8 protein-coding genes and 1 pseudogene are annotated in these 15,994 nt (G+C 56.2%); 2 read left to right on the top strand and 7 right to left on the bottom strand.

Going from position 1 to position 15,994, the window contains the following annotated elements; genetic code table 11:
- Nucleotides 1-41 precede the first annotated feature (41 nt).
- From AL01_RS06935 to AL01_RS06955, 5 genes are all read right to left on the bottom strand, one after another.
- Nucleotides 42-1,868: an AMP-binding protein gene (locus AL01_RS06935; RefSeq protein WP_077396746.1), complete on the bottom strand. Its 1,827-nt coding sequence runs from the start codon at nt 1,866-1,868 to the stop codon at nt 42-44.
- Nucleotides 1,865-8,371: a type I polyketide synthase gene (locus tag AL01_RS06940; RefSeq protein WP_077396747.1), complete on the bottom strand. Its 6,507-nt coding sequence runs from the start codon at nt 8,369-8,371 to the stop codon at nt 1,865-1,867. The genes AL01_RS06935 and AL01_RS06940 overlap by 4 nt, the downstream gene beginning before the upstream one ends.
- Nucleotides 8,372-8,427: 56 nt before the next feature.
- Nucleotides 8,428-9,945: a class I adenylate-forming enzyme family protein gene (locus tag AL01_RS06945; protein WP_077396748.1), complete on the bottom strand. Its 1,518-nt coding sequence runs from the start codon at nt 9,943-9,945 to the stop codon at nt 8,428-8,430.
- 149 nt (nt 9,946-10,094) lie between these two features.
- Nucleotides 10,095-11,075: a glycosyltransferase gene (locus tag AL01_RS06950; protein ID WP_077396749.1), complete on the bottom strand. Its 981-nt coding sequence runs from the start codon at nt 11,073-11,075 to the stop codon at nt 10,095-10,097.
- Nucleotides 11,076-11,186: 111 nt separating this feature from the next.
- Entirely contained in the window at nt 11,187-13,505 is a 2,319-nt protein-coding gene (locus AL01_RS06955) for a protein-disulfide reductase DsbD family protein (protein WP_338024789.1), read from the bottom strand.
- Between the two features lie 50 nt (nt 13,506-13,555).
- Here AL01_RS06955 and AL01_RS06960 point away from each other — a divergent pair, with 50 nt between their 5' ends.
- Nucleotides 13,556-14,203, top strand: a complete 648-nt coding sequence (locus tag AL01_RS06960) for an RDD family protein (protein WP_143280727.1) — start codon at nt 13,556-13,558, stop codon at nt 14,201-14,203.
- A gap of 113 nt (nt 14,204-14,316) precedes the next feature.
- Here the strand turns inward: AL01_RS06960 and AL01_RS09555 are convergent.
- A pseudogene (locus AL01_RS09555) lies at nt 14,317-14,469 on the bottom strand (phage baseplate plug family protein); the annotation flags it as partial.
- 35 nt (nt 14,470-14,504) lie between these two features.
- Between AL01_RS09555 and AL01_RS06965 the strand changes: the two are divergent.
- A complete protein-coding gene (locus tag AL01_RS06965) occupies nt 14,505-15,317 on the top strand; it encodes a hypothetical protein (RefSeq protein WP_077396751.1) in 813 nt (270 codons plus the stop codon).
- Here AL01_RS06965 and AL01_RS06970 read toward each other — a convergent pair whose 3' ends face one another.
- Nucleotides 15,318-15,614, bottom strand: a complete 297-nt coding sequence (locus tag AL01_RS06970) for a hypothetical protein (protein ID WP_143280728.1) — start codon at nt 15,612-15,614, stop codon at nt 15,318-15,320. It lies immediately after the preceding gene.
- Between the last annotated feature and the right edge of the window lie 380 nt (nt 15,615-15,994).

The raw sequence follows: 15,994 nt of genomic DNA on the forward strand, positions 1-15,994 counted from the left end.
TCTCTCCCGGGCGAGCATGCACCCTTCACCGCAATTTCCGCTCATAGCGGCGTTTCTCCCCATGCCAGAATCTCGACCCTCTCCAATTCATCCAAGCCGAAGCACTGCTCCTGCACGATGGGAAGACGCCCCGCCACAAAAGCCTCGGACGTTGCTGAAAGGCGAATCTTACCACTCGGCGTACGATGCACGCCGCCCTGCCGCACCAGAACACAACGTAATTTCCGAACTGGGCAGACTTGCCGTATGGCACGGGCCATCCCAGCCAGAAGCTTCTCATGACCGGTTTCCTGCCTCACTTGCGCTAGAGACAGCTCACCCATCACACACAGCTCACCCTCGTGCCGAAACACCGTTACGCCCCGACTGCTGAAGACAGGACAAGCCTGCCGCACGGCCTGTGCCAGATCATCCGGGTCATAACGCTGCTCACCAATAAGGAGACTATTCTCCATACGGCCCGTCACGAAGAGATGTCCCTTCACGAGGAAGCCTGAATCCCGGCTGCGGAACCACTTGCGGCCCTCTGCATCGGTGCTGAAACGCTCCCGATTTTCCTGCTCCCGGTTCAGATAGCCCGGTGTCACACAGGGGCCGCTCAACCACAACTCACCAACCTGACCATCCGGTAGGCTATCACCGGTCTCGGGGTCCACAACAAGGATGGCATGTTCTTCTATCACGCAGCCACAATCGGCCAGAACACGCCTGTCATGCTCATCATGCGGTGGTTCAGCACGTCCCTCTGCCAGCCCCGCTCGGGAAAATGTTGCGAAGGACACAGCCTCCTCACTATCCCGGCTACCGCTAGTAATCATCAACGTTGTCTCGGCCATGCCATAGCCCGGCCGAAGAACGGAGGGATCCAACCCAAGAGGGGCATACCGTTCCAGAAACCGGTTTACTGTCCCCCGTTCGATCATCTCGGCCCCGATGACGGACCATTTCCAGCAGGATAAGTCCAGCCCCTTCAAAGCAGAGTCCGGCACATTACGGGCTAGAAGCTCGTAAGCGAAATTGGGACCAATGGAGAAATTAACCCGATACCGGTCTATCGCCTGCACCCAACGTTCCGGGCGAGCAATAAAATGCTCCGGTTTCATCAACCATGTAGGCCCGCCCGTTGCTATCCCGAACATGAGGCTCACCAATCCCATATCATGAGACAAAGGCAGCCATATCAGCCCCAGCCTACCGAGCCAAATATCGCTACGGATCACCAAAAGGTGCAGGTTGGTCCCCAGATTGCGATGTGTGATCTTCACCCCACGGGGCCGCCCGATAGAACCGGACGTATATTGCACAAGGGCCACATCATCCAGCTCCGCCACACAACGGCGGTGGAGAGGCTCGGCACTTTCGGCCCCCTCAATGGGAATCCATTTCACCTTGCGAGCCCGGCCTGCGGCCTGGCGCCGAAACCCCATCAGGACCTCCCGCGGCCCCAGCACAGCCACAGCCTCGGAGTCCTCCAGAATATCGAACAGCCGGTCCACACTGCCAACCATGCTGGGACAGACACCCGATACCGGCACGGTGTTGGCATAGACACAACCAAAGAAACCAGCCACGGCCGCCGTGTCATTCTCAAAACAGAGCAGAACCCGCTCCCGTTCCGACACGAAGCGATCCAAAAGCCCCGCCACCCGGCAGGCCCAATCATGGGCCTGCTGAAAGGTCAGGGTGTCGGCCACTTCCAGTGTCTCATCCAGCACGACACACTGTAGCTGCTCCGGCCTTTCCATGGCTCGGAAACTCAGCATCTCATCCAGCCGATGCTTGTGCCGGTCCAATATGGTGAAGCCCTGCTCGTATTGCTCAATCACATAACCGGACTGCTGGACGATGCGACATGTCCGAGCGGTCATGCCTCCCCTCCAGTGGCCTGCACCCCTTCCAAAGCAACAGTACCACCCTGCTGAGCCATCACCACCGCCTGCCGCAGCAAGCTGCGAGCCATCTCGATGATAGTCTCATTCCGGGCCAACAGAACGAGGGAGACATCCACACCAAATTCCGAACGGATGGCTGTCTGGAGTTCCACACCGGCAAGGGAATCAATCCCCAGCTCGGAGAGGCGTGCACCGTCCTCAATCGTCTCCGGCTCCACCTGAAGGACGGACCCAAGCTGCTGCTTGAGACGAAGAAGAACGTAATCCAGCCGCTCATTCTCGGGCATGTTCATCAGCAATTGGACAGAGTCCGATATGCCGCCTTTATGGCTTTCCTGCTGCAAAAGTGCGAAGCGTGCAGAGTTTTTCAGCCACGCCAGTGCCCCAAAGACCTGCACCCAGTTAAGGTCCACTAGAGACACATCGCTGCGGTCCACACCATAAAGCACCGGCAAATAAGCCAGAGAGTCCGCCGCCGTCATGGTTTTAATCCCGGCGACATCAAACATACGGCCGGCAGCATCACTTTCGGTCAGCATCCCCACGTCGCCGATGGCACCCCACCCCACGGCCAAAGCAGGCAGCCCCTGCTGACGCCGATTTTCTGCCAGAGCATTCAAGTAGCTATTAGCCGCCATGTAGCTGCTCTGCCCGAGGTTACCAATCTCCGCCGTAAAGGAGGAGTAAAGCACGAAGTGGTCTAGCTCCAGCCCACGGGTCGCCTCATCTAGTGCCTGTGCGCCCAGCACCTTAGGTGCCATAACGGTGGTAATATTCGCTGCTCCCACCTTGCTAATGAGCTGGTCATCCACCACACCGGCAGCATGGAAGACACCCCGCAGTGGCACGTCATCCCGAGCCAGCTTTTTGACCAGATCGTGAACAGCCTTCCGATCTGTTACATCCAGACGGTGGGTCACAACCTTGCCGCCGGCACTTTCAGCCAGCTTCTTCAGGGTAGCAATGGCATGTTTCCGTTCCGGGTCCTTCGGCAAGGACCGGCCTACCAGATGCAGCACCCCTGCCCCCCGAGACAGAAGATATTCTGCTGTCTTGAGGCCAAAACCACCCATGCCACCTGTAATGAGGTAAGAACCCTGACGGCTGAAACCCGGCTGAACCCGTGGCAACGGGCGGGCCTTAATGCCACTCATATCCTCATAAGAGAGCATGATCTTGCCAATATGGCGTGAGGACATGAGATAGCGGAAGGCCTCGGAAGCCTCGGAAGCTGGGAAGATGCGTGTCTGCGGGAAGGTGAACTTCCCCTGACGGGCCAGAAGCAGAATCTCGTCCATGACGCCATAAAGCTTCTTATGCGGCATCATCCGGTCCATATCGAAGGAGAAATAGGCCAGATTTTCATTAAACGGCATCAGTTCCAATGCCCGATGCTCTACAATATCCCGCTTACCGATCTCCAGAAAACGGCCCATCGGTGCCACAAGCCGCAAGCTGTGGATCATCGCCTCACCGGGCAAAGAGTTCAGCACCACATCAACGCCTCGGCCATTCGTGGCCTCACGGATGCCATCCACAAACTCCAGCGTCCGGGAATCCCAGACACCAGCACAACCCTGCTTACGCAGATAGTCCCGTTTCTCTGGATTACCAGCTGTACTGTAGATTACTGCCTTTTTCAGCTGGGCGATCTGGATGGCAGCCTGCCCCACACCACCAGCCCCGGCATGGATGAGAACACTCTCCCCTTCCTGAAGCTGCGCCAGATGAATCAGCGTGTAATAGGCTGTCACGAACACCAGCGGCAGACCGGCGATCTGCTCCAGTGAGAAAGGCAACTCCTCGCCCGACAAAGGCAGGGCACAATAGGCCAGCTCGCTCGCCTTCACGATGCGGCGGGACGTGAAACTATCCGGGTAGACAAGTGCCAGCAGATCGCCGGGCTTCATGTCCTCAACCCCTTCACCGACCGCCTCGACCTCTACGACACATTCCAGCCCAAGGGCATCGCCACTAAAGGTCCCTTCTGTCACGCTCTCCGGCAGGAGAGACATGGCCTTCAGCACATCCTTAAAATTGAGACTGGCCATGCGTGTGCGCACCTTGACCTCACCCGGTCCCGGCTCCGACACGGCAAAAGCCTGCCATGTGACCCCCTCCAACGTACCGGAGCGGCTGCCTTCAAGACGGACACCGATAGTGCCATCATCAGCACCACCCATGATCTCTTCCAGCGGGACAGGCTGAGGCTCAGGCTCCAACGGCGGCGATACCAGCCGCTGGACCATACGCTCTACCCCTTCCCCTGCTGCATCCTCTTCTGCTCCCTTGATGGCCGGACGCAGCCAGACTGTATCTTCTGACGTATCCTCCAGCACAAGCTCGGCAGCAATATCGTCTAGCAGGGCCTCTGCCCCCTCAGCCGGCACATCGACATAGCGAATAGCGAGGTCCAAAACACGCTCGGCTGCGGCACCACGGAACAGACCCTGAAACGCCCGCTGAAGTGCCTGTGCGTCCCCGTCCCTGCCATAGGCTCCACGGGTAACAATAATGACCGGCAAACGCCGTTTACGGTTTCGTGTTGGTACACGCTGAAGCAACGCCACGCAGGCGGCCATGTCATCAAGACACTGCTGATAATCATCACCAGCCTGCGGGAAAAGGACCAACGCCCGCTGTTTGGACAAGAATGGTTCGTGATCCAGAACATCCGCAAGCTCGGCACCATCCAGCTGGGAGCTAACGGTCAGCTCTGCGCCATTATCCTTCAGCACCTCAGCCAACTGGGCAGCCAGACCGCTCCCTTCACCCAACAGGGTAATGGCCTGCGGCTCGCTCAACAGGATCTGACGCTCTGCGCTCATCCAGTTCGGCGCATAGATCAGCCTAGCCGCAGAGGAAGCCTCATGCCCGCTACGCGCCACACGGCGGCAGCACAGGCCCAATACCTCACACAGCAGTTCCCCTTCCGGTGTGAACAAACGCATATCGGCCATAATCTTGCGCTGCGTCCGCAAGGTGGGGGTCACCTTTACATAGGCCCGTGATACTTTCTGACCCATATAGCTGACACGGTCGATGGAGGCCGGAACGTACACGTCCTTCTGCTCCTCAAAGGGGAAGGCCCCAATGAGCGCATGCATAGCACCATCCAGCAATGCCGGATGCAGGTGATAATCCTCCAGCGTGGCGACCTGTTCATCCTTGAGGGCAATCTCCGCTACAGAATAGCCATCCCCCCGGTACAGATACTGCATAGTTTGAAAGGCTGGACCATAATTCAGCCCCATAGCGGCGAGGGCCTCGTAAACTTCGGCCCCTTCAAAGCGGGTTGCTCCCTTACACAAGGCCTCGAAATCGAACGTTTTATTTTCCGTCGATATCGTGCACCAAGGGGCAGCCTGAAGAACGGTCGCCTGACCATGTGTCTGCCAGTCGCCATTCCACGCCACTGTTTCACTATCGAAAACAAGACGGCGGGTCGCCATGTCGAACCGCCACATGACAACCGGCGCCTGTCCCTCCTGTACCATCAATGGCGTGCTGATCGTGATGTCCTCCACCACGGCAGGGGCCTTAGCCTCCAACTGAAAGTGCGCCGCAAGAGTTGCCTCGACATAAGCAGCGGCTGGGAAGAGGGCCATACCGTGGACCTTATGGTCCATCAGCCATTCCATCAGAACTACGCCAATGTCAGCCCGCCATGCCCGGCTTTCCAGCAGGCTCGGCGTACCCAGAACAGGATGAACCTGTTCATCCAGACGGTCACGGCGGGAGGCCTCAGTCTCCAGCCACATCTTGCCACCTTCTTCCCAACGGTAATAAGGCCGCTCAATCCGTTCCGGTTTCAGAACATAACGCCAGTCCAGTTCAGCACCAGCAAGGGCCAGACGGATCAAGGCACGCAGAAGCCCATCTGCATCGTCCTGCTTGCGGCGCAGAGACGGTATGACGGCAACCTCATAGCGGCCCTCCTCCGCACAGCCCGTTACAGACGTACCCAGCACTGGATGAGCTGCAAGCTCAAGAAAAATAGCGTGACCATCACTCAGCATGGCCCGCATGGCATCATGGAAAAGGACGGGCTCCCGAGCATTAGCATACCAATAGGCAGCGTCATGCCGTTCATCTTCACCCCACAGCTTACCCGTAACCGTAGAGTAGAGCGGAACTTCCGGTGGTTTCGGGCTGATATGAGCCAGAGAGGACAGCATATCCTTCTCAATCGCTGCCATTTCCGGACTGTGATACGGCACTTCCACTTTCAGAAGCCGGACAAACACACCTTCCTTTGCGCAGTCTGCCTCCAGCACCTTCAAGTCCTTCAGAGGACCCGCCACTGTGCAGGAATCGCCACTATTGATAGCCGCAATGGCAAGTCTGCCCTTAAAGCCTTCCAGCCGCTCTTCCAGCAAGCTACGACCCATCCCAACGGCCAACATGGTACCACGGCCTGCCAATGTGGCCTGAAGGCGGCTACGATGATAGATGACCGTCACGGCATCTTCTAACGTCAGCGCACCGCTGACATAGGCAGCCGCCACCTCGCCCACGCTATGGCCGACAATAGCACCGGGCATTACGCCATGATGGGTAAAGAACTCCGTCAGACAAATCTGCACGAGGAAGATGGCAGGTTGAGCGACCGCCGTCTCCTGTATGCGGGACTTGGACTCCGGCTTCAGCAACTCTTCTCGTAGGGACCAGCCTGCCAGTTTTGTGAACAATTCATCACAACGCTGCGCCAGATTACGAACCCCTACTGGCCCCTTACGCAGGAGGTAACGGCCCATTCCCCACCACTGAGGCCCCATACCGGAGAAAAGGAAAACCGGCTTTGCAGCATCATCCACAACGGCCTTGCCAGTAAACAAGGCCGGGTGAACCCTGCCTTCGGCCAGAGCCTGCAGGGCATCACGGGCCTGTACGATTTCTTCTTCACCCTGTGGCGGCAGAATCACCGCCCGATGGCGGAACCACGTCCCATAGCGTGCCGTAGAGAAGCACAGTGCCTCCCACAAGCTACGTTCAGCGGGGCCAGCCTCCAGCCGTTCCGCATAGGCTTTGGCCATAAAGCCAAGAGACGCTTCCGAGAATGTGCTGAGCAGCAAAGGCACCCGCCGCATAAAGCCGGCAGGCCGCACTCCCTTCAACTTATTATCACGCACCGTTCGGCGCTGCGCTGCGGTCCGCTCTTTTTCGGTCGGTCGGCGCAGCAGGGCAACAGCATTTGTTCCGCCATAACCAAAGGAGTTGACGATAGCATAAAGCCTGTCTCGCTCCGGCAATGCGACAGCGTCTCCCTGTGCAACCTGCACACGGTATTCATCAAACGGAATAACCGGATTCAACTCTTTCAAATTGGCCTGTCCGGGTACCTTGCCATGTTCAAGACATAGCATGGTCTTTAGGACAGCCGCCGCGCCAGCAGCAGCTTCCATATGGCCCAGATTAGCCTTTACGGAACCAATGAGAACCTTTTGACCCTCTGGCTGATACTGCCCAATGGCCTTTGCAATGGCTTTAACTTCGATCGGGTCGCCAACAGGTGTTCCCGTCCCATGCGCTTCTACATAGACCACATCCTGCGCTGAGACATCGGCCCGATGTAGTACATCACGGATCAATGTTTCCTGCGCATCGGCGTCCGGCATGGTCAGCACAGGTGTGCGGCCATCCTGATTCACACCAGAGCTGCAAACAACACCTTTAATATCATCACCATCCCGCATGGCATCTTTCAGCCGTTTGAGCATGAGAATGACACAACCTTCCCCACGCCCGTAGCCGTCCGCATCTGCAGCGAAAGACTTGGAACGGCCATCCTTGGCAAGGAAGTGCCCCTTCGTCATGAGCATAGCTGTCTGCGGGGAGGCCATGAAGTTCACGCCACCGGCCAGAGCCACGTCACACTCACCAAGACGCAAGCTATTACAGGCCTGATGCAGGGCCACCAGAGATGAGGAGCAAGCCGTGTCCATAGCGATGGCCGGCCCTTTTAGCCCGAAGACGTGGGCGATACGGGCCGCATACATGGTCATCCCAGCAGAGACTGCGGCAAACTGATCCCGGATCTGCGGCTGCATGAAGGGGCTACCGCACTGGACAAGCTGGTCCTGCGTGAAGCTACCTACGAAAACGCCCGTTCTGGTCCCCTCGAGCGTGCGGGCAACCACATTTGCGTTTTCTATAGCGCGCCAAGCCACACCCAGAAGGAGACGCTGCTGGATGTCCATCACCATCCCCTCACGGGGAGAAATACCATAGAACAGCGGCTCGAACTGATGGTCCTCCTGCTTCATGAAGTGACCATATTCCATGGTTGTCTTACCCGGGGTCTGATCGACCGGGTCGTAAAACCGTTTACGCCCCCACCGATATTCCGGAATAGCCACACAGCCGTCCCGGCGCTCCAACAGGAACCGCCAGAGGGAGTCGCTATCCGCCAGTCCAGCCGGCAGAATACAGCCAACGCCAATGATGGCAATTTCATCGGGATTATATGTTTGACTCATTCCTGTCCTATTTCCTGTGTCCGAGCGTCTCGGCACTTATCCTGCACTATAAAAAATCAGCTCTTTCGGGCGCCAAGCTCGTTCCGGATATAATCTTTCAGCGCCATTCTCAGCCGGTCCCTATCCACATGCCCTTCTGATGTCCGCGGTATTGTGGGCACCCATATCATGATAACGGGCGGCAAGGCGGCATAACGCTTCCGTAACTGAGCCGACAACGCCTGTCCGTCAAACGTCTCATGCGAGACAATGGCGGCATAGAAACGCTCCTGCCCCTGCTCATCCTTCATCACAAAAACGCCAGCATCACGGATCCGCTCTTCGGTGCGCAGGAGGTCCTCCAACACGCCTAGATCAAATTTGGCACCCCCCATGTTGACCAGCTCATCCGTTCGCCCGCACAGATAAAGCACACCTTTATCGGACAGGTATCCCCTATCCCCCGGGTAGAACCAGCCGTCCCTGAAACGCTGTGCCGCATCGGTGTTTCCATCGACATAGCCATGCACGACGCCACCACCCCGGATGCGAATATCACCGACCTTTCCAGCCGGAAGCTTGCTCCCTTCAGCATCCACGATATCAACATCCACCCACGGAAGGGGCGCACCAACCTCATCCTCGGTCTGGCGCAGCTCGGCTGGCATCGCAGCAACAAGCCCGCTTTCGTCTGTGCCATAGACGACCTGCACTTGTAGCGTGAAACGTTCCCTCGTTTCCTTCAGAACCGCATCAGAAAGCTTGCCACCCACAACGCTGAGATAAATGTGGTTCATGGCTCGCCCCTGCGGGGGCAGAGACCGCAGAAGATGCTCCAGATGAACCGGGGTCATGACAATCATAAGGGCAGAAGCCTGCATAACCTCTGCCCCAATACTCTGGGCATCGCTACTACGCAGGGTCGTGCCACCAGCAAGGGCAGCCCCAGTCATAAGAAATCCGCTCAGGGACTGAGGGCCGACCGTACAAAGCAACTGCGGCTTACCCACCATCCGGCCGCGGCCTCTAGTATTGCGGAAGAAATACTCCACCATATCATGATAAATGATCCGGTGTAGCTGCCCTTCCACCTCACCAAAGCTGAGCTCCAACAGGTGCATATCCCGTCCCGTCCCGCTAGCCAATGCCGCACGACAGGGCGCAGACCGCTCCACCGGAACAGGAGGGTAATAGCAGGAGGCATCATCTTCTTCTACGTTGGCGAGAGCACGGCTGAACCACTCTTCACCCAGCACAAGCCGCCCTTCACCAGGTGCCAGCCCGCTCTCCCCATGAAGAATGATAAGGTCTGGCTGCAATATGGCCAGCTCTTCATCCGATACTTCCCCGTTGGACAAAGACGCCGAGGCAAGCCCCAACCGGCCTAGAGCCAGAGTCAGGCACCAGTGCCGCCATATATCAGGACATTGCACCGCAACACGGCGGAGGCCCAGCGTTCGCAATCCCTCCAACGCATGAGCCAGACGGCTAACTGTTGCCTCCAGCAAGGCATAAGACCGCTTACGGGAGAGGCTGCCAAAAGCCACCTCATCACCCATAGTCCGGGCATTATAGGCCACAAACCGATCCAGCATCGTTATCCCCCCACACAGCCCTGCTAGGAGCCCACCAGCACACGTCCCCGACTGGTAACCAGCAGGCCCATATATTAACAGATAACTATTATATCGTTGATGCGCAGCGAACGCATCCCTACATCACAGCTTTTTGCCCACCCAGCGAATTAACCCCAAAGCTGGCCATACACCTGCTGCAACCGCATACTGACCTTATCTGGGGCATAAGGCTGCGCTGCTGCCTGTCCCTGCGCTACCATCTTCCTGATAACACCACTACCGGAGGCACAGCCCTCCAACGCCATAGCCAAGGAATCCACCATACCTTCCACATCTTCGGGAGAATGCCAGAAGCCATTCTGCGAAGTGGCATAGTCGCTTCCCCCGCCACCGTGGCACCCTACAACGAGACATCCCGCCGCCATGGCCTCCAGTGCTGTGATGCCAAGGGCTTCTAGCCGGCCCAGCGATAGACAAACAGCCGATTCACCCATGAGAGCTGCTACTTCCTCTTCCTTTCTCTCCTGAAGTGGCACCCATGGAACAGAAGAAAACTGCGGATATTTAAGCTTCAACATATCTTGGATCAGAACAGCATGACGCGGTAACCCGCCCTGCTGCGGCCACTTCCATTCAGCACAAACAACCTGAAGCTTCTTCTGCCGTGGCCTGAACAGGTTGCCATCCACCACAGGAGGGGTCACCTGAACATTCTCCAGCCCTAGCACACGCTGCAACATATGCGCCGCCCCTATCCCCGGGGCTAAAACCTGCGTCACACCCCATTCCGCCAATTTCTGGGCTGATGGACCATATGTGAAGAAATAATAGGGATTCTGACAGAAAATGACCTTCTGCCCAATCATGGGCGTGCTGATCATATCCGCATACCATTCCCTCAACACCTCGGGGAAAACGAATATATCTTGCCTCGTAAGGTTAGTGACTGTCTCGCACATCAGAGGGTGCATCTCTTTACCCAGCCATGAAGGCACACCCTCTGCCTGAAGAACCTGCACATGAAACCCCGCCTGACGAAGCAACAAAGCATGACGATACATTGTCTTGATGCCACCTGAGACAAGGTCCCGCGGAAAGCAGTTCAGAAAAATAATGCGCCCCACCAGCCGATAACCCCCATTTTCCATTACGCTATACCACTCAAGGCGATCACCGAGACGAATGGCATGCGCAAAATTGGCAAAATACTAATAGCAAGTAAACGTAACGACCTATAAAATCGTTCCGCTGCTTTAATATTAGTCTGCTTCACTTCCCCGGTTAGGGAACAAAATTTTCAGCACAAGGCTAGGTGTTAGAATCTGCGGCAATATCTGCTCTTTCTCATGGGGAGGATAATACAGATAGAGGGGCACCCCATCACGGCCATGATCTCGCAGAAATGCAGTAATCCGCTCATCACGACGGGTCCAGTCTCCTCGCAAAATAGTCACCCCATGCTGCCGAAAAGCCTGCCGGACAGAAGGAACATCCAACGCTACATGTTCATTAACCATGCAGGTCACGCACCAAGAGGCAGTCATATCCACAAATACAGCCCGCCCCTCTGCCCGCAAGGCAGCTAAACGCTCTGCTGAAAAAGGCTCAATGGTCGGACCATCCGAAGCCTGCAATCCGGTTCCACCCTTTTCTGTAGTCATGGAGGGCACGTTAGACGCTCCCTCTCCCGCCATGACACTCTGCCCCAAGCCTGCAAGACAGACCAACAGGCACAATAGAGCCAACACACGACAGACCAACACAGACCGGAACGCCTGACCAAGAATAGCCCACTGCTGGGCGAGCCCGTACAACCAGCCCCCTAGCCCCAGAAGTACAGCCCCTCCGGCCATCAGCACTACGGCATCGCCTCCACGCTGGAGCACGGCAACCCAGAGCAGCCACACACAGCTTGCCAGCAGAGGAAATGCCAGAAGCTGCTTCAGCCGTTCCATCCATGCCCCCGGGCGAGGAAGGCACCGGGCCAACCCCGGTACGAGTGCCAGCACACAATAAGGTGCCGCTAGCCCCAACCCCATAGCCAAGAAGATCAACAGCCCTGCCCAGACAGGCCCGCCCAAGGCGGCGGCAATCGCTACGCCCATAAAGGGTGCTGTGCAGGGGGTCGCCACGATAACAGCCAGAAGACCTGCCAAAAGATCACTAGCTGGACCATGCCCAGCGGCCATCTCCCCTGCACGCCCAGCCAAACGCCCTCCTGTGATCTGAAACACCCCCAGCAGGTTGAGTGCCATGACAAATAACAACCACCCAACCCCGACTACAAAAGCCGATGACTGGAACTGGAACCCCCACCCTACAGAGGCTCCCCCATAACGCAGGGCGATCATCAACGCACCGAGGGCCGCAAAGCAGCCCATGATTCCCCCGCTATAAAAGGCCGCACTCCGCCAGCGTGTCCGCCAACTGGCGCCCCCCATATGTGCGAAGGACAGAATCTTCATAGCCAGTACGGGAAATACGCAAGGCATGAGATTAAGAATGATACCCCCCAAAAACGCCGAAAGCAGACTGCCCCATATAGCCCGTTCTGTTTTACCCCTACCGGGTATGGCAGGCTGCTCCACCTGTGCACTCCCAGAAACAGGTACAACCCCTACCTGAAGGGCTGACCGGTTGCCCGCACCATCCACAAGCACAACAACGCCAGCCATTGGCTTTTGCCAAAGAGGCGGATGAGCGGCATAGGAATCTGGCTTCAACTGCAAGGCTAACTGCCCAGCCTGAACAGATAGAGTTTGCGGTACGTTCTGGGCGATCACACCACCTTCCTGCGGCATAAACCACGCCTGCCGCACCGTATCAGGGGAAAGACCAGCACCATGTAAGGTCAGCACACCATCAGGATTGATCTGCGCTGTGAAAGGGGATGGTTGAGGCATGGCCGCATCTGCCCGGCGGAATAGCTCTGCCTCGGCAACCTGCGACACAGGGCCGGAAGAGCGAGCAGGCAGTGTGAGCGAAAACTCACCTTTTTCCGGCACGCAAACATCGGCACAGACAAGCCAATCTGCTTTGGCTGTAATCTGCACATCGCCCGTATCCCGCCCTTGCACGGGTACCCTCACCGGCAACACGACATCCCCTTGGTAGGCATAGGCCATTAGCCCACCTTCCGAGACACGCTCTGGCACGGGCCATTCCACATCATCCGCTGTCCCGGTCCGGCTACCGCTCACCGTAACATGAATATGCGGAGCCTCACCGGCATCACCGGGATTCTGCCAATATGTATGCCAACCAGACTTTAGCTGGAGCCTTAGGGCAACACGCAGGCTGCCTTTCCCGGCATCATCACCTGTCGGCGTTCCGACTGCATCCACCTCGCTAATGAGCGTTGCTTTAGTATGGCTGGTCTCAACCGGCGTACTTTCTGCCGCCAAAGCCGGAGCCGATAATGATATCACCCCGCCCATCAGGGCCAGAACAGCCCCCATTGCCATACCACTATACCGCTTCATCCACTCGTCCTTCTGCTTATCCATGCTGGACAGGCCCGCAAACCACAGCTGTGTCCAACGGGCCATAACACCGCCCCCCGCCCGTCTTAAAGACATAATTGCCTCCTACCATCGCCCGCTTCTTTTCTCACAACTTACGCCTAACCATGACCACTCATCCCCCGCTCTCTTACCCCAAAGCCGGCATATGGGCCCGTTTGATAGCCCGTATCATTGATCTTGCCGTCTATGCGTTTTTTCTCTCACTGCCCGTTTATGGCCTTATTCATGGTCTGGAGACATTCTTCCCCAGCCTGAAGATCATCGGCACACTGACACCGGGCTTCACGCTGCCCATCATGAATGCTGCCATTGCCGACCTGTTGTTCATCCTTCCCCTCTCCATGGTGTTGGATGCCCTAATAGGGGCCTATTATGGTAATACATTGGGTAAGTATTTTCTCGGCATCAGGCCCCTGCGCGCTAATGGTCGGAAACTCGACCTCTCTACCTGCTTGAAACGCAATTACCTCATTTATGTCACTTGCTATACGGGAGGCATCTACTTCCTGACGCCCCTAGCAGAAATCATCCACTACATACGGTACAGACGCACCGGTACAACGTTCTGGGATCAGGAAGTGGGCACGATGGTTCTAGCTCCTAAGGGGAGCCCGCCCCGCACGGTCATCGTAGCTATTATATGGTTTTTCGCCTCAATCCCTCTCTCCATGTTGGAGGACAGGCTCTTCCAACATTTCCTAGCCGATACCAGCGCACCCCCGGCCGTTATCAAAGGAACAGCCCCCAAGTAGCGGTTACACCCCACCCTAATGCAGAAATGACTTTCTCTCTTCCACCGTAAAACAGACATAAAAAAAGGGGGCCGAATCCCCCTTTCCCTACAAAACACCACCAGACAGATGCGTCCGGCACAAATCGGATTGTCCCCTGCATCCAGAGACAGGAACAAACCGTATCCGTCTTTCCATTCAAGATTTACCGTGCATGACTGGCCGGAAAGGGTAACTCCGAATGTCTGGCGTGCCGATGGCGTGACAGGGATAGCATATTGGGTCATGATTGCTCCGATATAAGAAGCGTAGGGGGAGGAACATGTCCAAGAAAAGAAATAGAAAGATCGCCATTGCGGCTATCCTTCTGGCCACCTCTGTTCAATCTGCCCATGCAAGACCCCCAATGACAGACGATGAATGGACCGCTTACGAGGAATCGCACGCACAGTTCATATTTCAGCAATTTGGAGCTGATCCAGAAACGGCACGCTGGGCAGTATGGGCGATGAAACACCAGCCATCATCACGATGCGCTACGTCTGCACGCCCAGTCTTTCACTCCATTGAAGGCGGCATGACGCTCTATCCCGGCGCAGGGGAGGGCATGGTCGTTGACCATATCTGCGAGCCAGAAGCGTTGAAACATGATGCTCTCACGATCCCGCCATTTTCCCCGAATGAGGCAGAAAACGAACGCCTGCAATGGGGTGTGACCAGCGATGCAAGGAACAAGGCGATAGCCGCCATATTGGAGAGGCAGAAGCAGCAGCAGAAGCAGGACGCCAGAGAATACCGCAAAAACCTGCGACCTCCCACATATCTCACTTCACCTGATAGCAAGTATTTTGTGAATCCATGTCAATCTGTTGAGGTTCAGTTCCCCGAAACTGCGCAAGACGAAAACAGGGAAGGGCATGTTGATGCGACATGCCATTTCCAGAAAGGTGATGACAATTACTGGAGGGCTGACTCATGTCATTTCTCAGTACCGGAAGGCACCGGAAAGGACTTTATCCAATCAGCAAGAGAATTTTTAGGTGCGAAATGCTGGCCACAGGATTCCTTTGACATAAAGGTGAATCAATCTGGAGTTGGCACTGTAGGGATTGGATTCAGGTTCAATTATCAATAATTACCCACTTACCTTCTGGGGAATTTTCTCACCCATATTGTCAGCTTCAACAGGTGTCCCATTTTTCATTACCACCCGTTTTTTCGCCCCGAAACGCACTTCCTGCAAAGTCATTCGGACGACCAGAAGATCGCACCCTGATTGAGATGTGCGGTCGAACTCATAGCCGGAAAGGGTAACTGCGCTGGATTTATAACCCGGCATCCTTAATATGAGGCTATTAGCCTCTCTACGTTGCTGTTCCAGCTTTTTGAGTACTTTTCTCTGGTCCCCAGCCGTTCCGAGGGAATCTTTCATAAAAACTGCCGTTACCCCCCATTTCTGGGGAGCAATGATCTTATTATAGGGCATGAACCCACCGTCCTCTAGCGGGGCTTGTGCCACTAACTCCACTGGCAGAAATCATCCACTACATACGGTACAGACGCACCGGTACAACGTTCTAGGATCAGGAAGTGGGCACGATGGTTCTAGCTCCTAAGGGGAGCCCGCCCCGCACGGTCATCGTAGCTATTATATGGTTTTTCGCCTCAATCCCTCTCTCCATGTTGGAGGACAGGCTCTTCCAACATTTCCTGGCCGATACCAACACACCCCCCCCGGCCATTAGCAAAGAAATAACGGGTATCCGGAACAATTGGTTGATATCTCCCATTTGCGGCACTGGCCCCGCCACG

This window comes from Bombella intestini (assembly GCF_002003665.1).
Classification (GTDB): Bacteria; Pseudomonadota; Alphaproteobacteria; order Acetobacterales; family Acetobacteraceae; genus Bombella; species Bombella intestini.